This is a genomic window from Arthrobacter sp. P1_B9 (genome assembly GCF_056406495.1).
Window position 1 is genome coordinate 302,949 of sequence record NZ_JBFUAA010000001.1, and the last position, 25,371, is coordinate 328,319.

The 25,371-nt window shown below is 67.9% G+C and carries 18 protein-coding genes and 2 tRNA genes; 16 read left to right on the plus strand and 4 right to left on the minus strand.

What is annotated here, in order from left to right; translation table 11 throughout:
* Positions 1-5: 5 nt before the first annotated feature.
* From AC1D1A_RS01320 to AC1D1A_RS01360, 9 genes are all read left to right on the plus strand, one after another.
* A complete protein-coding gene (locus AC1D1A_RS01320; RefSeq protein WP_476946955.1) occupies positions 6-2,792 on the plus strand; it encodes an ABC transporter permease in 2,787 nt (928 codons plus the stop codon).
* Positions 2,789-3,556, plus strand: coding sequence for an ABC transporter ATP-binding protein (locus AC1D1A_RS01325; RefSeq protein ID WP_018773527.1), 768 nt, complete (start codon positions 2,789-2,791; stop codon positions 3,554-3,556). Before AC1D1A_RS01320 ends, AC1D1A_RS01325 begins: the two co-directional genes overlap by 4 nt.
* Before the next feature lie 9 nt (positions 3,557-3,565).
* On the plus strand, positions 3,566-5,125 hold the full coding sequence (gene metG, locus AC1D1A_RS01330; RefSeq protein WP_476946956.1) for a methionine--tRNA ligase: 1,560 nt from the start codon (positions 3,566-3,568) through the stop codon (positions 5,123-5,125).
* A gap of 133 nt (positions 5,126-5,258) precedes the next feature.
* Entirely contained in the window at positions 5,259-6,311 is a 1,053-nt protein-coding gene (locus AC1D1A_RS01335; RefSeq protein ID WP_476931273.1) for a 3-isopropylmalate dehydrogenase, read from the plus strand.
* A gap of 151 nt (positions 6,312-6,462) precedes the next feature.
* Positions 6,463-7,575, plus strand: coding sequence for a branched-chain amino acid aminotransferase (locus AC1D1A_RS01340; RefSeq protein WP_476858782.1), 1,113 nt, complete (start codon positions 6,463-6,465; stop codon positions 7,573-7,575).
* Between the two features lie 115 nt (positions 7,576-7,690).
* Positions 7,691-8,488, plus strand: a complete 798-nt coding sequence (locus AC1D1A_RS01345; protein ID WP_476946957.1) for an MBL fold metallo-hydrolase — start codon at positions 7,691-7,693, stop codon at positions 8,486-8,488.
* A gap of 5 nt (positions 8,489-8,493) precedes the next feature.
* Positions 8,494-9,270: a fumarylacetoacetate hydrolase family protein gene (locus AC1D1A_RS01350; RefSeq protein WP_476857798.1), complete on the plus strand. Its 777-nt coding sequence runs from the start codon at positions 8,494-8,496 to the stop codon at positions 9,268-9,270.
* A gap of 117 nt (positions 9,271-9,387) precedes the next feature.
* Positions 9,388-10,905: a glutamate--tRNA ligase gene (gene gltX / locus AC1D1A_RS01355; RefSeq protein ID WP_476946958.1), complete on the plus strand. Its 1,518-nt coding sequence runs from the start codon at positions 9,388-9,390 to the stop codon at positions 10,903-10,905.
* A gap of 1 nt (position 10,906) precedes the next feature.
* The gene (locus tag AC1D1A_RS01360; RefSeq protein WP_476858779.1) at positions 10,907-11,632 is read left to right on the plus strand and encodes an HAD family hydrolase; all 726 of its coding nucleotides are present in this window, start codon (positions 10,907-10,909) and stop codon (positions 11,630-11,632) included.
* Between the two features lie 25 nt (positions 11,633-11,657).
* Here AC1D1A_RS01360 and AC1D1A_RS01365 read toward each other — a convergent pair whose 3' ends face one another.
* On the minus strand, positions 11,658-13,043 hold the full coding sequence (locus tag AC1D1A_RS01365; protein WP_476946959.1) for a hypothetical protein: 1,386 nt from the start codon (positions 13,041-13,043) through the stop codon (positions 11,658-11,660).
* 345 nt (positions 13,044-13,388) lie between these two features.
* On the opposite strand from AC1D1A_RS01365, the gene AC1D1A_RS01370 reads away from it, so the two are divergent.
* The 4 genes from AC1D1A_RS01370 to AC1D1A_RS01385 all read left to right on the plus strand — a co-directional run bounded on the left by AC1D1A_RS01370 (position 13,389) and on the right by AC1D1A_RS01385 (position 17,254).
* Positions 13,389-13,460 (plus strand) — tRNA-Gln (locus AC1D1A_RS01370).
* A gap of 129 nt (positions 13,461-13,589) precedes the next feature.
* Positions 13,590-13,662 (plus strand) — tRNA-Glu (locus tag AC1D1A_RS01375).
* A 170-nt stretch (positions 13,663-13,832) separates the two neighbouring features.
* Positions 13,833-15,605 (plus strand): dynamin family protein, encoded by a 1,773-nt coding sequence (locus tag AC1D1A_RS01380; RefSeq protein ID WP_476947065.1) that lies wholly within the window; start codon positions 13,833-13,835, stop codon positions 15,603-15,605.
* On the plus strand, positions 15,602-17,254 hold the full coding sequence (locus AC1D1A_RS01385) for a GTPase (RefSeq protein WP_476946960.1): 1,653 nt from the start codon (positions 15,602-15,604) through the stop codon (positions 17,252-17,254). The genes AC1D1A_RS01380 and AC1D1A_RS01385 overlap by 4 nt, the downstream gene beginning before the upstream one ends.
* Positions 17,255-17,288: 34 nt before the next feature.
* Here the strand turns inward: AC1D1A_RS01385 and AC1D1A_RS01390 are convergent, their stop codons facing one another.
* Together AC1D1A_RS01390 and AC1D1A_RS01395 are read right to left on the minus strand one after the other, a co-directional pair.
* Positions 17,289-17,825 carry a DUF1697 domain-containing protein gene (locus tag AC1D1A_RS01390; RefSeq protein WP_230008516.1) on the minus strand — a complete coding sequence of 179 codons (537 nt, stop codon included), beginning with the start codon at positions 17,823-17,825 and terminating at the stop codon, positions 17,289-17,291.
* 13 nt (positions 17,826-17,838) lie between these two features.
* On the minus strand, positions 17,839-18,558 hold the full coding sequence (locus tag AC1D1A_RS01395; protein WP_026266447.1) for an IclR family transcriptional regulator: 720 nt from the start codon (positions 18,556-18,558) through the stop codon (positions 17,839-17,841).
* Between the two features lie 130 nt (positions 18,559-18,688).
* Between AC1D1A_RS01395 and leuC the strand changes: the two genes are divergently transcribed.
* Together leuC and leuD are read left to right on the plus strand one after the other, a co-directional pair.
* The gene (leuC, locus tag AC1D1A_RS01400) at positions 18,689-20,143 is read left to right on the plus strand and encodes a 3-isopropylmalate dehydratase large subunit (RefSeq protein WP_223916419.1); all 1,455 of its coding nucleotides are present in this window, start codon (positions 18,689-18,691) and stop codon (positions 20,141-20,143) included.
* Between the two features lie 74 nt (positions 20,144-20,217).
* On the plus strand, positions 20,218-20,820 hold the full coding sequence (leuD, locus tag AC1D1A_RS01405) for a 3-isopropylmalate dehydratase small subunit (RefSeq protein ID WP_018773513.1): 603 nt from the start codon (positions 20,218-20,220) through the stop codon (positions 20,818-20,820).
* Positions 20,821-20,923: 103 nt separating this feature from the next.
* Here the strand turns inward: leuD and AC1D1A_RS01410 are convergent, their stop codons facing one another.
* Entirely contained in the window at positions 20,924-23,443 is a 2,520-nt protein-coding gene (locus AC1D1A_RS01410; RefSeq protein WP_476946961.1) for a discoidin domain-containing protein, read from the minus strand.
* A gap of 595 nt (positions 23,444-24,038) precedes the next feature.
* Between AC1D1A_RS01410 and murA the strand changes: the two genes are divergently transcribed.
* Complete coding sequence (gene murA, locus AC1D1A_RS01415; RefSeq protein ID WP_223916423.1) at positions 24,039-25,364, plus strand: UDP-N-acetylglucosamine 1-carboxyvinyltransferase; 1,326 nt, start codon at positions 24,039-24,041, stop codon at positions 25,362-25,364.
* Positions 25,365-25,371: the final 7 nt, after the last annotated feature.

The following is a 25,371-nucleotide window of genomic DNA, read 5'->3' on the forward strand; positions in this document are numbered from 1 at the left end:
GCCCAATGAACGCCGTCCAGAGGTTCATCAGAAGCAGAGTGCTTTTGCTGACCGCGTCCATTTTGATCGTGGCCATGTGCCTGTCCGTGCTCGTCCAGGGTCAGTCCCAGGCGGCGCTGAGCAGGACCGTGGACCAAAACTCCCGGGGGCTCTATGACGTCCTGGTGCAGGCAAAGGCGAAGGATAACGGCGGCCTGATGCAGCCGGACATCGCCACCGGCCAGGGCGGCATCAGCTTCGAGCAGCTGGATTCGATCCGCAAGCTCTCCGGCACCTCTGTGGCCGCCCCCATCAGCCTGGTCTCGCGCGTGACGCAGAACCTGGAGTCGCCGCGGCTGGACGCCACCGACTACCTGGGCTTCAACGCGGGCCTCGCGGGCACCTCCGGCGACCCGACCGCCACGGATCCGAGCAAGTGGCCGGCCGCGGAGTCGGTACTGAGCGACACGCCAAAGAAATACCGCCTCACGGCCAGCGCCGTCAGCTCCGACGGCCACTCCGACCAGACCCTGTTCAAGACCACGGCCGAGGGCTCCCTCGGCAAGGCGAAGCTGGTCGAGGAACAGGTCGACGGCGGCAAGAACGTCCGCATCCAGGGCCCGGAGGGTGAGACCGGCATCAAGTTCCCCACCCCGGCCGGCGGCTCCGAACACAACCTCTTCAACCTCTCCGTTTCCCTGCCGATGGCCCCGCAGGTGACCGAGTCCGTCGTCGCCGTCGACCCCGTCTCCGAACGCGCGCTGCTCGGCACGGCCGGTGACTTCCTGTCCCCGCTGGAGAAGGCCCCGCCCGCGGACGCCCGCAACGCCGGCGCGATCGGCCGGCACTTCGAGAGCCTCTTCACCAACGGCATCAGCATGGACGAACTCAAGGAAGGCCCGGACTTCCTCGGCGTCAAGCTCAAGTACTGGGCACCGCTGATGACCCAGTACCAGCAGGCCAAGCGCGACGGCCAGCTCACCGAGGATTCCCAGGCCATCCCGCTGATCGTGCGCTCGGGCACCGCCCTGGACCTGAAGTACTCGGTCAAAATCGAGGAAATCGACGACTCCGGCAACGTCACCAAGGACGTCGGCACCGTGACCCGCTCGCTGGACAAGGACTACCTGCCGTTCGTTTCCAAGTCCCCGTTCGCCCTCGCCTGGCCCGGGTCCAAGGACCTCTCCCAGCTCATGGGCGACACCGGATCCTTCAGCCAGGGCCTCTACAACCCGGCCACCTGGACCACCAACTTCGCCGCCGCCCCGACATACAAGGACGGCGAAACCGCCGCCAACGGCGCCGTTGACAAGAGCGCCACGCCCGGAGACTGGGTCACCGTGAACCGGCTGCCGGACAAGGCCGCCAACGGCGAGGCCGTCGACCAGACCCAGCGCGAACCTGTAGACGAGCGCTCGTACCGCCAGAACCTCGAAACCGGCAAGAAGCTGGCGACGCCGCTGGCCATGGTCTACGGCACCTTCGACGCCGCGAACGTCAAGGAAGCTGCCGGTGACGTGAACCGGCTGCCCCTGGGCGGCTATGACCCCGCGCCGTTCACCCTGACCAAAGACGCGTCGGGCAAGGACGTCAACACCGAACTCAAGCCGTCGCTGAGCGCCACGGGCCTGGTCAGCCAGTCCGCCGGAGCCATCACCGACTACTACGGCCTCGCCGCCGCCCGCGGCTACGATGCGAACGCCAACGTGATCGACGCCGTCCGGGTCCGCGCCAAGGTCCCGGGCAGCTGGAAGCAGGCGCAGCCCGAGGTGGAGAAGCTCGCCAACGAGATCCGCGACATGGGCTTGCAGGCCACCGTGGTGGCCGGTTCGGCCCGCGAAGACGCCAGCATCGCCGTTCCCGGCTACTCCAAGGACGACGCCGGCAAGGAATCGCCGCTGGGCACCGTGCAGCAGTCGTGGGTCCGCCAGGACGCCGCGGACGCCGTGTCCGGCTCGCTGACCGCCACGAACCTGACCCTGCTGTTCCTGACCCTCTGCGGTGCTGCCCTCCTGACCGGTGCCTCCACCGTCAGCTACATCCGCAAACGGCGCAGCGAGGCCGGTACCCTGCGCGCCATGGGCTGGACCCAGCGCAAGATCCGTTCCTGGGTGCTGGCCGAATTCGGCGTCGGCGCCGCGCTGCTGGCCGTCGTCGGAATCGTCCTGAGCCTGATCAGCTGGAGCACCGCCACCGCGGTGGTCTCGGCGTCGGTCCTGGTGCTGTACGCCGGTGCCGCGTTCATCGCGGCGCAGCAGCTGCGCCACCGCGACGTCGTGGACCAGGAGCCGCAACACGATGAACGGCTCATCGCGGTCGATTCCCCGCTGACCTTCGCCAACCGGCAGCTGAGCACCAACAAGTTCAACACCATCTCGCTGGCCGTTGCCGTCGGTGTCTTCGCCGCGGCCGTCGGCGGACTCGTCGCCCTGCTGATCGACATTCCGCGGGCCGCCGGCGCCAGCGCCCTCAGCGGGCTGGCCGCGGCCAGCATCGCCCTGCCCAGCATCATCCTGGGCGTGTCCGGTGTTGCCGTCGGGCTGCTGCTGACCATGGTCACCGGCCGCTTCGAGCTGCAGGCCAAGCGCCAGTACCTGGGCACGCTGCGGGCCATGGGCTGGAACCCTGACATGCTGGGCCAGGTCCGCTTCTTTGAAAACGCCATGGTGGGAACCGTCGCGCTGCCGCTGGGTGTTGTGGGCGCCCTCGGCATCGGCCTCCTCCTGGCCCCCTACGCCGCGCTGTGGGCCGCAATTGCCGGTCTCGTAGCTGTACTTTGCTGGATTCCGATTGCAACGAAAGTGGTCCAATGACTAACGAGCTGAACCTTGACCGGGAGGCACACGACCGGATGACCGCCAGCACCCGTCGCGGTGCGCACAAGACCCGCGCCAACACGATCGTGAAGGCCACGGACCACGCCACCCCGCTGGAACTGAGCAACATCACCATCCACTACGGCGGCGGCAAGGGCGGTGCCGAGGCCGTCAACGTCGTGGACGACTTCAACATGACCCTGCACGCCGGCGAAATGCACTGCGTCGCGGGCCGCTCCGGCTCGGGCAAGACCAGCATCCTGACCGTCGGCGCGGGACTGACCCTGCCGACGTCGGGCCGGGTGTTCTGGGAAGGCGACTCGCTCGAGACCATGGGCGACGACGAGATCGCCGACCGCCGCCGGGCCCTGATCGGCTACGTCGACCAAGGCGGTGCGCTGATCGACGGGATGAGCGCGCTCGAGAACGTTCTGTTGCCGGCCGTGCCGGACGGCGAGGTCGAGAAGCGCCGTGACATGGCCAAGGACCTCCTGGACCTCGTGGGCCTGGGCCGGCGCATGCGTCACCGTCCGGCGCAGCTTTCCGGCGGTGAACGCCAGCGCGTCGCGATCGCCCGGGCGCTCATCCTCGGCACCCGCGTCCTGGTGGTCGACGAGCCCACGGCCAGCCTGGACCGGGCCGCGGCCAACCGCATCATCAGCATCCTCAAGGACACCACCTCGGACGGCATTGCCGTGCTGGTGGCTTCACATGACCACGAACTGGTCCGCCAGAGCGATACCCTCACAGAACTGATCTAGATTTAGACCGTGACTTCAACTGACAAGACCCCGTTCTACATCACCACGGCCATCACGTACCCCAACGGGGTACCGCACATCGGCCATGCGTACGAGTACATCGCCACCGATGCGATGGCCCGCTTCAAGCGTCTGGACGGGTACGACGTCTTCTTCCTCACCGGAACCGACGAGCACGGCATGAAGATCGCCCAGGCCGCCGAGAAGGAGGGCGTCACGCCGAAGGAGCTGGTGGACCGGAACGCCGAGATCTACAAGGCGGCGCACGCGGCCCTGGGGGTCTCGTACGACCGTTTCATCCGCACCACGGACGCCGACCACTACGCAGCGTCGCAGGCCATCTGGAAGAAGATGGAAGCCAACGGGGACATCTATCTGTCCAAGTACGAAGGCTGGTACTCGGTCCGCGACGAGGCGTTCTACGTCGAGGACGAGACCGTGGTCAAGGACGACGGGATCCGCTACTCACGCGAATCCGACACCGAGGTCACCTGGACGGCCGAGGAGAGCTACTTCTTCCGGCTCTCCTCCTATCAGGACAAACTGCTGGCGCTCTACGAGGCCCACCCGGAATTCGGGGCCCCGCAGTCCCGGTTCAACGAGGTCATCAGCTTCGTCCGGCGCGGTCTGGAGGATCTGTCCATCAGCCGCACCACGTTCGACTGGGGCGTTCCCGTACCCGGCAACGACAAGCACGTCATGTACGTGTGGGTCGATGCGCTGACCAACTACCTGACCGGCGTCGGCTACCCGGACGTCGACTCGGACTCCTTCAAGAAGTTCTGGCCGGCCGACGTCCACGTGATCGGCAAGGACATCTCCCGCTTCCACGCCATCTACTGGCCGGCGTTCCTCATGAGCGCCGGACTGGAGCTGCCGAAGCGCATCATGATCCACGGCTTCCTGCAGAACAACGGCGTCAAGATGTCCAAGTCGCTCGGAAACGTGGTGGCCCCCGCGGACTTCGTGGCCCAGTACGGCCTGGACCAGGTGCGCTACTTCTTCCTGCGCGAGGTCCCCTTCGGCGCGGACGGCAACTACAACCACGAGGCAATCGTGGGCCGGATGAATTCGGACCTCGCCAACAACTTCGGCAACCTGGCCCAGCGGTCGCTGTCCATGGTGGCCAAGAACTGCGAGGGCCGCGTGCCCGCGCCCGGCGCATTTTCCGCCGAGGACACCGCGATTCTGGCCCAGGCCAACGGACTGCTTGACGCCGCCCGGGCCGCGTTCGAGAAGCAGGAGTTCAGCCGCGCACTGGAGGCCATCTGGGCTGTCCTGGGGGACACCAACGCCTACTTCGCCGAGCAAGCCCCGTGGGTGCTGCGCAAGACCGACGTCGAACGCATGAACACGGTGCTCTACGTGACGCTCGAGGTGCTGCGGATCGTCGCGATCCTGGCCCAGCCGGTCATGCCGGTGGCGACGGCGGCGATCCTGCACACGCTCGGCCAGCCCGAGGGCGGGGCGCGCCAGTTCTCGGCCCTGGGCACACCGATCGCCGCCGGCACGGAACTGCCAGCCCCGGCCCCGGTGTTCCCGAAGTACGAGGAACCCGCCGAAGCCTGAGCCCCTGCGGCCCTGACGCCCCCGCACCCCCTGATCCGGGGGAGCGGGGGCGTTTTGCTTACCCGGGCAACGGGGGTGATCGAATAGTGAGACAACTTGACCAGAATGTGGATCACTTGGCTACGCTGAAAATATGAGCGCATCCACGATTGATCTGGCAGTCATCCCGGGCGACGGCATCGGCCCGGAGGTCACCGCCGAAGCCCTGAAGGTCCTTGAAAAGGCCGCGGCCGCAGAAGGGATCGTGCTCCAGCAGACCCACTACAAGCTGGGGGCGGAGCACTGGCTCGCGACGGGGGAGACCCTCCCCGCGGCCACCCTCGCCGACCTCCGCACCCGCGACGCCATCTTGTTCGGCGCCGTCGGCGCGGCCCCCGGCGACACCCGGATCCCCTCCGGCATCATCGAGCGCGAGCTCCTGCTGAAGCTGCGCTTCAGCCTGGACCACTTCGTCAACCTGCGGCCCTCCCGCCTGTACACCGGCGTCGGCAGCCCGCTCGCGAACCCCGGCGAGATCGACTTCATCGTGGTCCGCGAAGGCACCGAGGGCCCCTACGTGGGCAACGGCGGCACGCTGCGCGCCGGCACCCCCCACGAGGTGGCCACCGAGGTGTCCCTGAACACCGCCCACGGCGTGGAGCGCGTGGTCCGCGACGCGTTCCGCCGGGCCAACGACCGCCCCCGCAAGAAGCTCACCCTGGTGCACAAGCACAACGTCCTGGTCTTCGCCGGCCAGCTCTGGAAGCGCACGGTCGAGGCCGTGGCCCAGGAGTTCCCCGACGTCACGCACGACTACCTCCACGTCGACGCCGCCACGATTTTCATGGTTACCGATCCGGCCCGCTTCGACGTGATCGTCACCGACAACCTGTTCGGCGACATCATCACCGACCTCGCGGCGGCCGTGACCGGCGGGATCGGCCTCGCCGCCTCCGGCAACCTCAACATGGACCGCACCGCGCCGTCCATGTTCGAACCGGTCCACGGGTCCGCCCCGGACATCGCCGGCCAGCAGAAGGCCGACCCCACCGCCGCCATCCTCTCCGCGGCGCTCCTGCTCGACCACCTCGGCTTCGCCACCGCTGCCCGGAAGATCGAGGCGGCCGTCACGGCCGACGTCGAAGCCCGCGACGGCGCCGTCCGCACCACCAGCGCGATCGGCGACGCCATCGCGGCGGCGCTGTAGGCCCCGCCTGCATTTCCTGCACGGCAGGCGACTGCAGACACCGCAAAACCGTGCTGCCAACGGGCGTAAGCTTGTTTCGAATCACCAATATGCTGCCGTGGTCCGAGGGTGAACCACGTTCCCACACCAGGCAGCCGATCGTGGAGGAACCATGACTCAGACTGCCCATGGCGTCGAATTCACCCAGCACCTGTCGGAGACCCCGAAGTCTGCTGAAGAGCGTGCCGCCATCCTGGCAAACCCGGGATTCGGCGACTATTTCACCGACCACACCGCGATTGTGGACTACAGCGTCGACGCCGCCGGCAACGGCGGCTGGCACGACGCGCGCGTTGAGCCCTACGGCCCGATTTCCCTGGACCCGTCCGCCGCCGTGCTGCACTACGGCCAGGAGATCTTCGAGGGCCTCAAGGCCTACCGCCACGCCGACGGCTCGGTCTGGACGTTCCGGCCCGAGGCCAACGCCGCCCGGCTGAACAAGTCCGCCCGGCGCCTGGCCCTGCCCGAACTCCCGGAAGAATACTTCCTCGGCGCCATCCGCGAACTCGTCGCGGCAGACAAGGACTGGGTCCCCGCCGGCGACGGCGAAGCCCTGTACCTGCGGCCCTTCATGATCGCCACCGAGGCGTTCCTGGGCGTGCGGGCAGCGCGCGAGGTCTCCTTCCGCGTGATCGCCTCCCCGGCCGGCAACTACTTCGGCGGCGAACTCAAGCCCGTCTCCATCTGGATCTCGCGCGAATACGCCCGCGCCGGCCGCGGCGGAACAGGCGCCGCCAAGTGCGGCGGCAACTACGCTGCCTCGCTGATCGCCCAGCAGGAGGCCGAGGCCAACGGCTGCAAGCAGGTCCTCTTCCTGGACCAGTTCAACGACAACGCTGTCGAGGAACTCGGCGGCATGAACGTCTTCTTCGTCATGAAGGACGGCTCGCTCGTCACCCCGGCGCTCTCCGGCACCATCCTGGAGGGGATCACCCGGATGTCCGTGATCCAGGTGGCCCGGGACATGGGCCGGGAAGTCACCGAACGCAAGATCACCCTGGATGAGTGGCGCGACGGTGTTGCCTCGGGAGACATTGCCGAGGTCTTCGCCTGCGGCACCGCCGCGGTCATCACCCCCATCGGCGTGCTCAAGGACACCACCGAGTTCATCGGTTCCGAGGACGCCACGGCGGGGGAGACCACCCTGGCCATCCGCGCCCAGCTGCTCGGGATCCAGACCGGCACCGTGGAGGACACCCACGGCTGGCTGACCCGGCTGGCCTAGCCACAGAACGTCTTAGTGCACGACGGCGGTCCCCACCTTCGGGTGAGGGCCGCCGTCGGCGTCTGTGGTCCCGGGCTGGGGCCAACGAAGCCCGATTCAATGCAAGGATGGGTCCGTGACCTCCGAGACATCCCGCGGCATTGTCCGCAGCAGTGAGCTGACCCGGTTCCGCCTCGCCCCGAATCCGGGCCCCATGAGCCTGGATGGAACCAACTCCTATCTCATTGGCGCCCCGGGGGCGGCGGCAAGGGTCGCCGTCGACCCCGGGCCCCTCGACGGGCCGCACCTTCAGGCGCTGGCCGGCGAGGGACCGGTCGAACTCATCCTGATCACGCACCGGCACGCGGACCACACCGCGGCCGCCGAGAGGTTTTCGGCCTTGACGGGCGCACCGGTCCGGGCCGCGGACCCCGCCCACTGCCACGGCGCACCCCCGCTGCAGGACGGCGAAACCATCCGGGCGGCCGGAACTGACATCCGGGTTCTGGCGACGCCGGGCCACACCTCGGATTCGCTGTGCTTCCACCTGCCGCAGGATGGCCCGCACGGCTCGGTGCTGACCGGGGACACGATTCTGGGCTCCGGAACCACGGTGCTGGACTACCCCGACGGCACCCTCCGGGACTACCTCGACTCGCTGGACCGGCTCGAACGCCTCGGGCCCGCCACGGTGCTGCCGGCCCACGGCCCGGTGCTGCCGGCCCTGGACGCCGTCGCCCGCGCCTACCGGGACCACCGGCGGGGCCGGCTCGGACAGGTCCGGGCAGCCCTCGCGGCACTGGGCGCCGACGCCGATGTCCGCGCCGTCACGGACGCCGTGTACGCCGACGTCGACCCCTCCGTCCGCCGCGCCGCGGAGCTCTCCGTCGCAGCGCAGCTGGACTACCTGCGCACCGAGGGGACGGTAGGCTAGGAACCATGCGTATCGCCCGGTTTGTAGTCGATTCTGATCCCCTCTACGGCATCGTGGAAGGTGAGCCCGGCAGTGAGGAAGTCACTGTCATCAAGGGCGACCCCTTCTTCCACGGCGTGGAACGAACCCCCATGAAGCACAAGCTGGAGGACGTCCGCCTGCTGGCGCCGATCATCCCGCGCAGCAAGGTCATCGGGGTCGGCCGCAACTTCGCGGAGCACGCCCGGGAACTCGGCAACGAGGTCCCGGCACAGCCCCTGCTGTTCCTCAAGCCCAACACGTCCGTGATCGGGCCGAACGATCCCATTGTCCTGCCGGAGTTTTCCGAGGACGTCTCCTTCGAGGCCGAGCTGTGCGTCGTCATTGGCCGGATCTGCAAGGACGTGCCCGAGGACCGGGTCGATGACGTGATCTTCGGCTACACCTGCGGCAACGACCTCACCGCCCGCGACGTCCAGAAGACGGACCTGCAGTGGGCCCGGGCCAAGGGCTTCGACACCTCGGCCCCGCTCGGGCCGTGGATCGAGACCGAGCTCGACACCGAGGACCTGCAGATCCAGGGCCGGCTCAATGGCGAACTGCGCCAGGACGGCAGCACCAACCAGATGATCCGCGGCGTCCGGGAGCTCGTCTCCATCGTCTCGCAGGCCTTCACCCTGCTGCCGGGCGACGTCATCATGACCGGTACCCCGGCCGGCGTCGGCTCCGTGCAGGCAGGCGACCGCTACGAGGTCGAGATCGAGGGCATCGGAAGGCTCTCCAACCCGGTGGTCCGCCGCTAACGGTTCTTCGCGCCGATTTCAGACAGCCGCCCCGTGGATCCACGGGGCGGCTGTCCGTTTCCGCAGCGGAAATCCGGACAAGTGGCGGTTGTAGAGATTGGTAATGTTGGTACCACTATGACTACTGTTCCCAGCTCCGCCCTTGCTGCCTCCACCGGTGAAGTCACCGCTGACACCCCGGTCCGTGTCCGGTTCTGCCCGTCACCCACGGGGACCCCGCACGTCGGCCTGATCCGCACCGCCCTGTTCAACTGGGCCCACGCCCGGCACACGAAGGGCACCTTTGTGTTCCGGATCGAGGACACGGACGCGGCCCGCGACTCGGAGGAGAGCTACCAGCAGCTGCTCGAGGCCCTCAAATGGCTCGGCATCACCTGGGAAGAGGGCGTGGAAGTCGGCGGCCCGCACGAGCCCTACCGCCAGTCGCAGCGCCTGGACCTCTACAAGGACGTCGTGGCCAAGCTGATCGACGCCGGTTACGCCTACGAGTGCTACTCCTCGCCGGAAGAAGTTGAAGCCCGCCACCGCGCCGCCGGCCGCGACCCGAAGCTCGGCTACGACAACTTCGACCGCGAACTCTCCGAGGACCAGCTCGCCGCGTTCAAGGCCGAGGGCCGCCAGCCTGTGCTGCGCGTCCGGATGCCCGACGAGGACGTCACGTTCACGGACATGGTCCGCGGCGAGATCACCTTCAAGGCCGGCAGCATCCCGGACTACGTCATTGTCCGCGCCGACGGCTCCCCGCTCTACACCCTGGTCAACCCCGTGGACGACGCCCTCATGGGCATCACCCACGTGCTCCGCGGCGAGGACCTGCTCTCCTCCACGCCCCGTCAGGTGGTGCTGATCCAGGCGCTGATGGACATCGGCGTCGCCAGCTACATGCCGGCCTTCGGCCACCTGCCGTACGTCATGGGCGAGGGCAACAAGAAGCTCTCCAAGCGCGACCCCCAGTCCAACCTGTTCCTGCTCCGGGACCGCGGCTTCATCCCCGAGGGCCTGCTGAACTACCTGTCCCTGCTCGGCTGGAGCCTCTCCGCCGACGAGGACATCTTCACCGTGGACCAGCTGATCGAGCACTTCGACGTCAACGACGTGCTGGCCAACCCGGCACGCTTCGACATCAAGAAGGCCGAAGCCATCAACGGCACCCACATCCGCATGCTCGGCGCCGAGGACTTCCGCGGCCGCCTGGTGCCCTACCTGCAGGCCGCCGGCTTCGTGGGGGAGAGCCTCACGGACCGCGATGAGGAGATCCTGGCCGAGGCCGCACCGCTGATCCAGGAGCGCATCTCCCTGCTGGGCGAGGCCCCCGAAATGATCGCGTTCCTGTTCAAAGCCGACGACGCCATCGACGTCGCCGACGACGCCCGCAAGGGCCTGCCGGAGAACCTCACCGAGGTGCTCGACGCCGCCCTGGCCGCCCTGGAGCCCGTTGCCGACTGGACGGCCGAGAACATCCAGGCCGCCCTGAAGGAAGCCCTCGTGGAAGGCCTCGGCGTCAAGCCGCGCCTGGCGTTCGGCCCGGTCCGCACGGCTGTCTCGGGCCGGCGGATCTCCCCGCCGCTGTTCGAGTCCATGGTCATCCTGGGCAAGGATTCCTCCCTGGCCCGCCTGCGCGCTTTCCGCGGCTGACATGCTGGCAGCGGGCCTGGACGGCGGCGCTGTCCAGGGGGTTCTGTTCGACATCGATGACACCCTCGTGGACCTCGAATTCGCCATGACGGCGGCCCTCCGCGACGTCAGCGAGCACCTTCTGCCCGGCCTGGACGAGGCCGGGTGGGAGAGGTTCGGGCGGATCTTCACCCGCGAGACCACCCATTTCTACGACCGCTACCTGGCCGGCGAGATCACGTTCAATGAACAGCGCCTGCTCCGCGGCCGGGCGGCGCTGGGGTACTTCGGCGTCGAACTTGCCGACGGCGAACAGGCCCACCACTGGGTGAGTTCCTACGCGAGCCGCCAGCACGGCTACATCCGGGCGTTCGACGACGTCGGGCCCCTGCTGGACGCCCTGGACGCGGCCGGCATTCCCTACGGCGCCGTGAGCAACAACGTCCACGACTATCAGCGCGTGAAGCTGGATGCGGCCGGGCTGGAACGGATTACCGTTCTGGTTGGCACCGACACCGTTGGCGCCGCAAAGCCGGACCCGGCGATCTACCTCGAGGGTGTCCGGCGGATCGGTACGGGTCCCGGCCAAACGCTGTACGTCGGTGACAACCGGCTGCTCGATGCGGAAGGTTCGACGGCGGCCGGCCTCCTCGGCGTCTGGCTGAACCGCGGCGGGGAACCGGCCCCGGGCTTCCTGGGCCGCGAGGTCGGCTCCCTGCTGGACCTGCTGGCGCAACCCCCGCTGTAACGGGCGCCGCAACCGGCACCGGAAGTTACCGTGGTCCGGCCTGCCTCTTCCGCAGCGCCAGGAAGGCGCCAACGGCGCCAAGGGCCAGCACCGCGACGAGTCCCAGTGCCGTGGCGGCGTCGGACCGCCGGAGCAAGCTGGTGGGCGACACCGCGGCAGCTCCGGAATACAGCGTGCCGGTGCCATCGGCAATCCGGGCGTTGCCGTCCGCGAGCTTATCCGCCCCCGTGGCCAGCTGCGAGGAGCCGGACGCCAGCTTGGTGCTGCCGGCCGAGAGTTCTGAGGCCCCGGAAGCCAGGGCCTGGGAGCCGCCCAGCAGGCCGGGGTTGGCAGGATCGGCCGGATTGCCCTTGATCCCGGCGTTCAGGGCCACGGTTCCGTCGGCCAGGCGAGAGCTGCCCTCGGTCATCCGGGCGGCGGCCTTGAGCAGGCCCGGGTGCTCGGGGTCGCCGGGGACCCCGTCCATCCCGACCCGGATCTTGGACGTGCCGTCGGCCAGAAGCCGGGTGCCAAGCACCACGCCCGGGCTGCCGGGGTCCTGGCTGTTGAGCTTCCCGGCCAGCGTCGCGAATCCGGCCTTGAGCTTGCCCGTTCCTGCGTTCAGCTGGCCCGCGCCGTCCTGCAGCCGCTGCGCGCCGGCCTGCAGCTGGCTGGCACCGGCGTCGAGCTTGCGCGCGCCCGCGGTGATCTTGGCGATCTTGTCCTTCACCACCGAAAGCGGAACGAGCCCCTTGACCGGGTCATCCGCCGCCGCCTCCAGCAGTTCCAGAGCCTGAGCCAGGGCCGCGGTCCCGGTTCCGGCCTCCGGATTGCCGTTGGCGCCGCGGTAGCCCTTGAGCTGGTCCGTGCCGCCTGCCAGCGCTGCGGTGCCGCCGGCCAGCCGGGCCGCGCCGCCGTCGAGCCGGGTGGCCCCGTCGGCGAGGTTGTTCTCTGCGTTGCCCGCCGGCGTCGGCGTCAGCGCGGTCGAAAGCTGCACGGCCCCCGCCGCGAGCTTCTGCGCACCGTCGTCGACTTTGTAGACGCCGGGGGCCAGCTTGCTGGTGACATCGGCTTCGATCTTGACGGCGCCTTCGGCCAACTGGCCGGCACCGGCCTGGAGCTTGTCCGCCCCGGGTGCCAGCTTGGTGCTGATGCCCGAGGAGATCTTTTCCGCCCCCGCGGAAAGTTTTCCAGCCCCGGTATCGGCCAGGCTGGCGCCGTTGGCGAGTTTCCCGGCGCCGTCGTCCAGCTTGCCGGCTCCGGCGGACGCCTGGGCGGCCCCGTCCTTGAGCTTGGCCGAACCGTCCGTGATGCGGCCCGTGACGAGGGTATAGAACCCCAGCAGGGCCATGAGCAGCAACGCCAGGGTGGCGATGGCGATTTGCTGCGCACGGGTCCGGGTCTTGCTGATAGCGGCACGACTCTGTGGCACATGATTCCTCTCGACGTTCCCGCCGGCAGCGGCTCTGCTGTCGGCCACCCCAGCAGCTGTGACGCAGCTAACACCGGAAAATGAGCGCAAAGCTGCCCGCAACGGAGTGGGGGAGGGGTGGTTACTCGTTGGTAACTTACCGAGCGTAAACGTGTTTCCGCCGGATTGGCAAGGGCTGGCGCGGGTATTGCGGCCATCGACGCCGCGCGCGGCCCGCCCCGGCGGCCCGATCCCGCCGCCGTACGCCCGATTTGTGGAAGTGAAAACTCTCGGGTAAAGTAATTACTCGTGCTGAGGCGCCGGGAGCGAGGGTTTAGGCCCAAACATCCGGAGCGAAAGTGCCTTTGGGATATGGTGTAATTGGCAACACTACGGTTTCTGGTACCGTCATTCTAGGTTCGAGTCCTGGTATCCCAGCTCTGGAGTTCCGCGGGTTTCCGCTGAAATTCGGAAGTTTTGAATCGGCCGGTCCGATTTGAAACGGCGGCCAAATGTATGAAACAATCATTTGGCTTGAATGGCAGAAATGCCGTTCAGGAAGTACGCGGCCCCATCGTATAGCGGCCTAGTACGCTGCCCTCTCACGGCGGTAACGCGGGTTCGAATCCCGCTGGGGTCACAATGAAAACGGTCCCGGGCATCAGCCCGGGGCCGTTTTTCGTTTCCCGGAATGGCTGGGCTTCCAGGCGAGACTCGTCCGCCGGCGTCTTGCCGGGCGCTCCGAGTCCCGCTATGYGCTGCGCATGGCGCTTTGGTTGAACGCAGCGGCGCCCCCGCAGGAACCACGTTCTGAACTGGCATGATGATGCAGTGAGCTCCCATGAAACCGGCCCCGGGGCCGCAACCGGCGTGGCCCTCCTGGAGTCAGTGCGGCAGGACCTCGCTGCCCTCCGGCTGCCGCTCGCCCTGCCCGGGACGGACCAAACGCGCCTGGACCTTCGAAGGGCCGTGGCTCAACTCGATGACTACATCCTGCCCCGGTACCGCAGCCTCGACGCGCCTCTGCTGGCCGTGGTGGGCGGTTCCACCGGGGCCGGAAAATCCACCCTGGTCAACGCCCTGGTGGGCCACCCCGTCACGCGGGCCGGTGCGATCCGCCCCACCACCCGCCAGCCCATCCTGCTGCACCATCCCGCCGACGCCGCTTGGTTTGAGGGCCAGCGGGTGCTGCCGGCCCTGGGCCGCATCCGGGGTGCCCTCGTGGACGGCCGGGCGCCGGCCCCGGCTGATGCGGCGTTGGATCCCGGCCCGGTGACCTCCCTGGTCCTGGTCTCCGACTCCGCGGTCCCGCCCGGAATCGCCCTGGTCGACGCGCCCGACGTCGACTCCATTTCCGAGAACAACCGGCAGCTGGCCGGGCAGTTGCTTGCCGCCGCAGACCTCTGGGTGTTTGTCACCACAGCCAACCGGTATGCCGACGCCGTGCCCTGGCGCCTGCTCCTGGATGCGGCCTCCCGCGACATCATGGTGGCCGTGGTCCTGGACCGGGTGCCGCCAGCGGCGGAAGCGGAGGTTAGCGCCGATCTGCAGGCCATGCTCAGCCGGGAAGGGCTGGGGGCCGCCAAACTGTTTGTGGTTCCGGAGCTGCCGCTGGATGCCGCGGGGATGCTTCCGGCAGAGGCCGTCGAGCCGCTGCGCGTTTGGCTCGGGAAGCTGGCCGGGGACGCCGCGGGACGGGCCGGAATCGCCCGGCGCACCCTCAACGGCACCCTCCTCGCCCTCGCCCACCGCGCCGACATGGCGGAGCGGGCGCTGTCCGAACAGCAGCACGCAGCCGATGTTCTCGCAGCCGACGCCCGCAACGCCTATGACGACGCCGTAGCCAGGATCCTCGAGGCCACCCGCGACGGCGCACTGCTGCGCGGCGAAGTGCTGGCGCGCTGGCAGGACTTCGTCGGGACCGGGGAGTTCTTCCGCGCCATGGAACAGAACATCGGACGCTTCCGTGACCGCGTGGGCGCGTTCGTCCGGGGTGAACCGGCGCCTGCGGTCAGGGTGGAAACCGCGATCGAAACGGGACTGCAGGCGGTCATTGTCGATCAAGCCGCCAAGGCCGCCGAGCACACCGACCAGCGGTGGCGTTCAGACCCCGCCGGAAGGCAGGTGCTGGGCACCGACGATCTTTCCGGTGCCTCCAAGGGCTTCGCGGATGCTGTGGCGGCCGAAATCCGCGCTTGGCAGGGGAGCCTGATGGAACTCATCCGCACCGAAGGCCAGGGCAAGCGCACCCAGGCCCGCTGGTTGTCCTTCGGAATCAACGGCCTCGGCGCTGCCTTGATGATTGTGGTGTTCTCCATGACCGCGGGCCTGACCGGGCTTGAGATCGGAGTTGCCGGCGGCACCGCCGTCGTGGGTCAGCGCCTCCTGGAGGCAGTATTCGGGGAGGACGCCGTCCGCCGGCTGGCCCGGACCGCGCGCGAAGACCTGCATCTGCGGTGCCAGGGCCTGCTGGCTGCGGAGTGCCGGCGGTTCTTGACCCGGCTGGAGGTCGACGTCGGCGTGCCGCCCTCAGCCATTGCCGGGCATGCGGCGGCACTGCGCCGGCTGGCGGCCACGTCATGAGCCGTCATGCGGCCGCCCGCGAGACGTCCCAGCTCGATCGCAGACTGGAAGCGCTCAACAGCGCCACGGAGCTCGCATCCGGAGTCCTCCCGGAGGAGATCCTGGCCGGTGTCCTGCAGGTGCTCGACCGCGCGAGTTCGCGGCGGTCGCTGTCCGGAGACCACACGGTGGTCGGGTTTTTTGGAGCCACCGGCAGCGGCAAGTCCTCGCTTTTCAATGCCGTAAGCGGCGAGGAGATCGCGACGGCGGCCGTGCGCAGGCCGACCACCACCGAGCCGCTGGCGGGCATTTGGGGCGTCCAGGGCAGCGATGCGCTGCTGGATTGGCTGGAGGTCCGAAAGCGCCACGCTGCGGCAGCGATCAAAGGGTTCGCCGACGACGACACCGGGCTGATCCTTCTGGACCTGCCGGACTTTGACTCGACCAGGGCCGCCAACCGTGAGATTGTGCAGCGGATGGTGGGCATCGTGGACGTCCTCGTCTGGGTCCTCGATCCGCAGAAATATGCCGACGCCGCCGTGCACAACGATTTCCTGGCCCCGCTGTCCTCGCACGGGGCCGTGACGATCGTGGTGCTCAACCAAATCGACAGGCTCCCGGAGCACGAGGTCCGGCCGGTCCTGGAATCCCTCACAGCTATCCTGGCGCGGGACGGGCTGGACAAAGTTCAGGTCCTCGGGGCTTCCGCCGTGCTGGGGACGGGGGTGGACAAGGTGCGGGCCGCGATCCGGCAGGTGGCGATGCAGCGTAAAGCGATGTCACAGCGACTTGCGGCAGATGTCACGCTGGCCGCCGCCCGGCTTGCCGAGGCGTCCGGCCTGCCCACGGGTGGCACGACGGCCGCTGGTGGCACGACGGCCGCCGGTGCGACGGCGGCGGCCAAGGCCCGGCTGGCGGGGGAGTTGGCTGTGGCCGCCAATGTGCCGTTGGTGGTCGACGCCGTCGCCCGGTCCTACCGGCTGGAGGCAACCCGGCGCACGGGCTGGCCCGTGACCCGCTGGCTGGCCAGATTCCGGCCGGATCCGCTGCGGCGTCTGAACCTGCGCCGCGAGGGCGCCAAGCCTGAGCTGAACCGGACCTCGCTGCCGCCTGCCGGGGCGCCGGAACAGGCGCGGACCGATGCCGCCGTCCGGGAATTCGCTGAGGCGGCGTCCGCCGGTGCCCCTGGCCCGTGGCGGGCGGCCATCCGCGGCGCCGCCCGGGAAGTAAACGACCGGCTGCCGGATGCACTGGACCAGGCAATTGCCTCCACAGAGTTGTCCGCTGGCAGGAAGTCCTGGTGGTGGGGTGGGTTCAACGCGGTTCAGTGGCTCGCCTTGGTGACGGCCCTGGCCGGGTTCGCGTGGCTGGGAGTCCTGGCTGCGCTCGGCTACCTGCAACTGCCGGTGCCAGAGGTCCCACGGGTCCAGGGCTGGCCGGTTCCTACGGTGATGATCGCCGGGGGAGTGCTGCTGGGCATCGTCCTGGCGATTGGGGCGCGGTTCATCTCCGGAGCCGCGGCAGCGTCACGCAGTGCCGTGGCACGGAAGCGACTGACAGCCGCCGTCGCCGCCGTCGCGGGGGAACTCGTCGTGGCGCCCGTGGAACGTGAGCTCAGCCGCCTGGCGAAGTTCACGGCCGCGCTGAAGGCCGCCGCGGGTCGGCAGTGAGCCGTCCGTGCGGGTCCGGCCGGATGCGGCCTGCCTAAATCCCGGCCGCGGCGTCGCGGACCTTGATCATGGTGCGGAGGTTGCGTGTGGTGGTGGCAGCCTTGTACTTCGCCTTCGAGGAGAGCTTGCTGAAAGGGCTGTCCAGAGTGCCGCCGGCGGGGGCGAGCCAGGCCAGGGCTTCCGGGCCCAGCCGGGTGAGCTCGGCCCCGTCCAAGGCCCTGCCTGCCTCGAGCAGCTCCGAGAGGACCTCTTCATCAGAGGCGAGCGTCAGGTACGTATGGGTGGACGCGTCGTCGGCCGGGTAGGGGCAGGCCTCCACCAGGGCTGCCACACGGCCCGCGGTGAGCACCACCACCCAGGCGTCGTAGCCGAAGGTTTCCCGCAGGCACGCCTCGAATTCCTTTTTGACGCCGGCCGGATCCAGCTCGCTGGCCAGCACGACGTTGCCGCTGGCCAACAGGGTCACGACACCCGAAAATGGCCGGGACTTCAGGGCGTTCTTGAGATCGGCCATCTTGATATTGATGCCGCCCACGTTGATGCCCCGCAGGAAGACCGCATAGCTGTTCATGGGCACAGCATACTTAGTCGTTGGTCTTGCGCAGCGCTTCCGTCAGGACACGGCCGGCGTTGCAGACCACTTCGGCGTGCAGGCGCCCCGGTTGGCGGGTCAGGCGCTCGATCGGGCCGGAGATGGACACCGCGGCAATCACGCGGCCGGACGGCCCGCGGACGGGGGCCGAAACGGAGGCGACACCGGGCTCGCGTTCGCCGAGGCTCTGGCCCCAGCCCCGGCGTCGTACTCCGGCCAGGACGGTGGGGGTGAAGCGGGCGGACTGGAGGCCTTCCAGGAGGCGGTCGTGGTCCTCCCACGCCAGCAGCACCTGGGCGGCGGAGCCGGCCTTCATGGACAGCTGGGTGCCGACGGGGATGGTGTCGCGCAGCCCGATCGGGCGTTCGGCGGAGGCCACGCAGACGCGCCAGTCACCCTGGCGGCGGAAGATCTGGGCGCTTTCGCCGGTGGCGTCGCGCAGCTGCATGAGCACGGGGCCGGCGGAGGCGATGAGGCGGTCCTCGCCGGCGGCGGAGGCCAGTTCCACCAGACGGCTCCCGAGCACGAAGCGGCCCTGGATATCGCGGCTCACGAGCCTGTGGTGCACCAGCGCGAGAGCCAGCCGGTGCACGGTGGGCCGGGCCAGTCCCGTGGCCGCCACGAGCTGCGCCAGGGTGGTGGGGCCGGCCTCAAGTGCGTCAAGCACATGGGCCGCTTTATCGATGACACCGACTCCACTAGAATTGTCCATGTAATGATATTGACGTCTCATTATCTGAGATGCAAGTCAACGCGCTGGCGTATTACTTGGCTGTGCTGGTTCAGTGGAGGAGATAGTCCGTCGGAACGCACAATACTTACCGCAGTGAAGGGAGCAGGCCGTGGCAAAGACACTGGCCGAGAAGGTCTGGGACGCGCACGTAGTGCGCAAGGGGGACGGCGAAGGAGCCAACGCCCAGCCGGATCTCCTCTTCATTGACCTCCACCTGGTGCACGAGGTGACGTCGCCGCAGGCCTTTGAAGGTCTGCGGCTCGCCGGCCGCAAGCTGCGCCGTCCGGACCTCACCATCGCCACCGAGGACCACAACACTCCCACGCTGGATATCGACAAGCCAATTGCCGATCTCACCAGCCGGACCCAGATCCAGACCCTGCGCAACAACTGCCAGGAGTTTGGCGTCCGCCTGCACTCCCTCGGCGACGCCGAACAGGGAATCGTGCACGTGGTGGGCCCCCAGCTGGGCCTCACACAGCCCGGCATGACCGTGGTCTGCGGTGACTCGCACACCTCAACCCACGGCGCCTTCGGAGCGCTCGCCATGGGCATCGGCACCTCCGAGGTGGAGCACGTCATGGCCACCCAGACGCTGTCCCTGAAGCCGTTCAAGACCATGGCGATCAATGTTGAGGGCACGCTGCGCCCCGGCGTGAGCGCCAAGGACATCATCCTGGCCGTCATCGCCAAGATCGGCACCGGCGGCGGGCAGGGCTACGTGCTGGAATACCGCGGCTCCGCCATCCGTGCGCTGTCCATGGAAGCCCGGATGACCATCTGCAACATGTCCATCGAGGCCGGCGCCCGCGCCGGGCTGGTGGCTCCGGACCAGACCACTTACGACTACATGCACGGCCGCCCGCATGCGCCCGAGGGCGCCGACTGGGATGCCGCCGTCGAATACTGGAACACGCTGCACACCGACGACGACGCAGCGTTCGACGTCGAGGTGGACCTCGACGCCGACACCCTGGAACCGTTCGTGACGTGGGGAACCAACCCGGGCCAGGGCGTGTCGCTGTCCGCAAAGGTGCCTTCGCCCGATGACTTCGGCGATGAAAACGCCAAGGCCGCCGCCGAACGCGCCCTGCAGTACATGGGGCTCGAGGCCGGCACCCCGATGAAGGACATCCGGGTGGACACGGTGTTCCTGGGCTCCTGCACGAACTCCCGGATGGAGGACCTCCGGGCCGCCGCCGACATCATCCGGGGCCGGACCAAGGACCCGGCCGTGCGCATGCTGGTGGTGCCCGGCTCCGCCCGCGTCCGGCTCGAGGCTGAAGCCGAGGGCCTGGACAAGGTCTTCAAGGACTTCGGGGCCGAGTGGCGCTTCGCCGGCTGCTCCATGTGCCTGGGCATGAACCCGGACCAGCTGGAGGTGGGGGAGCGCTGCGCCTCCACATCCAACCGCAACTTCGAGGGGCGCCAGGGCAAGGGCGGCCGCACCCACCTCGTCTCGCCCGTGGTCGCTGCGGCAACGGCAGTCCGAGGCACCCTGAGTTCGCCGTCGGATCTGGACCCTGCTCCGGAGTCCGCGGCGGTCCGAGTCGGCGCCGCGTAGTCTCCGCCTTTCCCGCCCAGATCCGAAGCCTCGCTCCACACAGCCTCGATCCACACAGTCCCGAAGGATCCGCCATGGAAAAGTTCACCACTCACACCGGAATCGGTGTCCCGCTGCGCCAGAGCAACGTCGACACGGACCAGATCATCCCCGCCGTGTACCTCAAGCGCATCACGCGCACCGGCTTTGAGGACGCGCTCTTCGCCGCGTGGCGCAAGGACCCGTCCTTCATCCTGAACCAGGCGCCGTTCAATGCAGGATCCGTTCTGGTGGCCGGTCCCGACTTCGGCACCGGCTCCTCCCGCGAGCACGCCGTCTGGGCGCTGAAGGACTTCGGCTTCAAGACGGTCCTGTCCTCCCGCTTTGCCGACATCTTCCGCGGCAACTCCGGCAAGCAGGGCCTGCTTGCCGCCGAAGTCGCCCAGGATGACATCGAGCTCATTTGGAAAGAACTTGAAAACGCCCCGGGTACCGAGGTGACGGTGGACCTCGTGTCCAAGACCGTGCAGTGCGGCAACATTGTGGCGCCGTTCGAGATTGATGACTACACGCGGTGGCGCCTCCTCGAGGGCCTGGACGACATCGGGCTGACCCTGAAGCACGAACCCGACATCACCGCGTACGAGGCCACCCGGCCTTCCTTCAAGCCCAAGACGCTGCCCGCCCGGTTGTCGTAAGGGTCCAGACCTGAGGCTCCCGACCTGAGGCTCCTGGGCCGAGGGCCGGGGGCCGGGGCCCCGTGACGCGCCTAGGAACGACGTGCCGCCGGTCGCGGGGGCATCAAGTGATGTTGATCGTGGCCGCGACGCTGGGAACCCCATGGCCGTCCAAGGCGAACAGCATATAAGTGCCCGGCACCAGCACGCCGCGATCCGCTGGCAACTGCAGCGACGCGATGTTGCCTGATACCGCGGTGGCTGTGACAGGGATCCTCCGCTGGTCGGTGTTTACGGTGTGGGTTACTGTGCTCATCCGCACCAGAGAAAACTTGGTGACAGGCGCTCCCGTGGTCACAGCAATCGTGCTGCCGGCCTTGGCCGTGGCGGGTGCGGTCACAATTTTCGGCCTGGTGCTGGCACTGCCGTCGGCGTTGAGCAGATACGGCGGGGTAAAGATCTCGCCGTCCAGATGATTGGTGGTGGTGCAGTTGGTGCACAGCCCGCCACCGCCGACGAAAACCCGGCCGTCAGGAAGAAGCGTGGCGACGCTGTGGTAGGTCCGGGGGATGGCCATCGGGGCCAGCGTGGTCCACTTTCCGGTTGCCGGGTTCCAGATTTCCGGAGACATCCTGGCATCGGTGTCGGTGAACACGCGGGGGTTGGGCTGGCCGCCGACCACGAGCACCTGGCCGTCGGGGAGTGCGACCCCGCTCGCGAATGATCGGCTGAATGCCATGTCCGCGGTCCTGGACACCGTGGCAGTCTTGTTGATGTCGATTGTGTAGGCCCTCGCCGTGGCTATGCCATTATCGTAGGCGGTTGCCCCGCCCACGGTCAGGATCTTTCCGACGTCGTACATCACGGCGTCACCATTCATCGCGTCCGGACTGTCCGAGCGCAGGCCAGCGGACGTTATGCTGCCCGTACCGGTGGTGGAGATCCAGTTCATCTGGCGGCTCGGCCCTGCCTGGAACACCCGGCCACCGGAAGTGGCAAACAACCAGGCGTGGTTGTCGGAACGGTACCCGCCGCGGGGATCGGCCGTCAGGATGCTGTCAACAGGCACATTGGGCAAGGTACGCCAGCCACCGGCCGCGGACCATATTTCCCCGTTTTTGCCGCCGATACCGCCTGACCACGATCCGCCGATGGTGAACACCTCACCGGTGGATGTGGTCACGTTGCTTTGATAGCCGCGGGCGATCTTCATGTCCGGCCCAGAGCTCCACTTGTTGGTCACCGGGTTGTAAATCGTGGTCTTCGAGCTGTTGGCACCCCCGCTGACCATGATCCTCCCATCCGCCAGTATCGAGACCCCGGGGCAGAACATGTCGTGGCCGGTGTTGACGACCGTGGCCGGGCTCACCTCACCGGTGGAGAGGTTCAGGATAGAGGTTTGTGTGTAGCCATTGCTGCCGCCGTAAGTGGTAGCGGAATAGGCCGACCAGGTCAGCAGCCGGTTGCCCGGCAAAACTGCTGCCGCGACCGGGACGAGCGGGAAGTTGATAGTTGGACCCCAGGACCCTTGCGACGGGCCAAGGAGGTTGATCTCGGCGGCGCTGCTCCACGGACCGCGGTTACCGGCCTCGGTGGTTGCCGTCAGCCGAACGTAGCGGGCGCTGACCGTGGTGAAGGTCACCGTCTTTTCCGCAATGGTGTCCGGCCACGTCCCACTGGCTACCGCGCGCCAGGTGATGCTGTCGGAGCTGACTCCGATCGTGTATTTGCCGATCCACCCGTTCCGGCTGTCGGCACGCGGGAGGTAGCGGAAACCCCCGATGCTTCGCGTCGCCTTGGTGTCGATCGTGATGGTGTGCGGCAGAGGCGCCGCGGGCGCCGGCGACCACCTGCTGTGCCAGATCGTCGCAGCACTGCCGTCGAGCACATTGCTGGCGCGGCCGTTGGTACGGATGACCTCTTCATCGCTAGCCGAAGCCGTCCAGCCGGTCCGGGGCAGCACACCGGAGGGGGTGACCGTTTGTCCAGCGAGCAGGTTGATCTCGGCGGCGCTGCTCCACGGGCCGCGGTTGCCGGCCTCGGAGGTCGCAATCAGCCGGACATAGCGGGCGCTGACCGCAATGAAGCTCACCGTCTTCTCCGTGCCGCTGTCCGGCAACGTTCCGCGAGCCACCGGTGCGCTCCACGTGGTCCCGTCGGTGCTCACCCGGATCTCGAAGCCGCCGACCCGTCCGTTCACGCCCACAGAGCGCGGGAGATAGCGGAGTCCTCCGATGCTCCGCGTCGCTTTAGTGTCGATCGTGATGGAGTGCGGCAATGGCGCCGCCGGCGCCGGGTACCATCGGCTGTGCCACATCGTGGTGGCACTTCCGTCCAGCACATTGCTGGCTTGGCCGTTCACACGGACGCTTTCCTCGTCGCTGGCGGAAGCGGTCCATCCGGTCCGTGGCAGGGCAGCCGGGGCCGCCTCCGTGACGGCAGCTGGCAGCGCCGCGTTGTGAATGTGCGCACCGGTCACGTCCGCGGAGCTGTCCGGAATCCCCGCCGTTGCCGGCAGCCCAGCGCTGTGAAGGTGCGAGCCGGTTGCGCCCGCGGGCACATGCAGAGCCAGCGCCAGCAGGGCCATCGTCAGGACTGATTCGACCAGAACGAAGAACACGCGGCGGATATTTGCGCGCACCATCCGGGGGATCGAGGGCCGTAGCTGCAGCCGGAACGCGGCACGGCTGCCTCCCGGCGTGACTTCCCATCTCCCGGGAGCTGGATTTCTACTAGACTCCAAGAACCTGCCGGCCGGTGGGGTTCCATGCCGAGTGTTCCTGCCGTGCTCTCTGTGTGTCATCCAACGATCCATTTGCGCCTCCCAGCAGCACATTCCCCCCTGGCAAGACAGACTCTAGGGAGGGCAACATTGGAAAACCTTGGGTGGACCTCGATCGCGCAAAGTGCGGCAACGATGGCGCGGGCGTGCATGGATGCTCACCCTGGCGCAACTCCGCATGGGCGGGCCGGTAGCTGCGTGAGCCGGACAGGCGGGACCCGGTCAGCGCCCCCCAGTGGCGCACCTGCCCAACCATCAGGCACGTCTGGGCTCCGCCGGTGCTCCACTTTCCTTGCGCAAAGCCCGCAGGCCCGCAAGCGCCGCCGCATCCGTGCCGAAAGGGCCAACACGGGGCCCCTGGAACCGCTCCGTATTTCAGATCGGTAACGGATGCTCCTATGCTTAGCTGGAGCCTTTGTAAGGATTTGGGGGCGAGTAGTCGTGAGGAAACCGGTATATGAGTAGTGTTCTGACAATCCGCGGAGGCGTCCCGCTAACTGGCCGCGTCACCGTTCGCGGGGCCAAGAATCTTGTCCCCAAGGCCATGGTTGCCGCCCTTTTGGGCAATGAGCCATCGGTGTTGCGCAACGTGCCTGAAATTAAGGACGTCGAGGTTGTCACGAGCCTGCTCCAGCTGCACGGCGTCAGGGTGGACAAGGATCCCGTGACCGGCGATCTGACGCTTGACCCGAAGGGCGCCAAGACGGCCTCCAGCACGGCCATCGACGCCCACGCCGGCGATTCGCGCATCCCGATCCTGCTGTGCGGGCCGCTGATCCATGCCATCGGCGAGGCCTTCATCCCGGACCTGGGTGGCTGCAAGATCGGCGACCGTCCGATCGATTACCACCTCAATGTCCTGCGCCAGTTCGGCGCCGTCGTGGAAAAGCGCCCCGGCGGCATCCACATCTCCGCGCCCAACGGGCTCAAGGGCGCCAAGATTGCGCTGCCCTACCCGTCCGTGGGCGCCACCGAGCAGGTCCTGCTGAGCGCCACGCGCGCCGAAGGCATCACCGAACTCTCCGGGGCGGCCACCGAGCCGGAAATTGTGGACCTCATCGCGGTGCTGCAGAAGATGGGCGCCATCATCAGCGTCCAAACTGACCGCACCATCCGCATCGAAGGCGTCCGGGACCTCGGCGGCTACAACCACCGCGCCCTCTCGGACCGCAACGAGTCCGCCTCCTGGGCTTCCGCGGCCTTGGTCACCCGCGGAGACATCTTTGTCGAAGGCGCCACCCAGCGCGACATGATGACCTTCCTGAACACGTACCGCAAGGTCGGCGGCGGCATGGACATCGGCGACGACGGCATCCGCTTCTACCACCGCGGCGGCAAGCTCAACCCCCTGGTCCTCGAAACAGACGTGCACCCCGGATTCATGACGGACTGGCAGCAGCCGCTCATCGTCGCCCTGACCCAGGCCGAGGGCGTTTCGATTGTCCACGAGACCGTGTACGAGAACCGGTTCGGCTTTACCGATGCACTGATCCGCATGGGCGCCAATATCCAGGTCCACCGCGAGTGCCTCGGCAGCGTGCCGTGCCGCTTCGGCCAGCGCAACTTCCTGCACTCCGCCGTCATCTCCGGTCCGGCGCAGCTCAAGGGCACCGACATCGACGTCCCGGACCTGCGCGGCGGATTCAGCCACCTCATTGCCGCCCTGGCCGCCACCGGCACGTCCCGCGTCACGGGAATCGACATCATCAACCGCGGATACGAGCGCTTTACCGAGAAGCTCGCGGGCCTCGGCGCCGATTTCGACATCACCTCGTCCAAGTAGCGGGGGA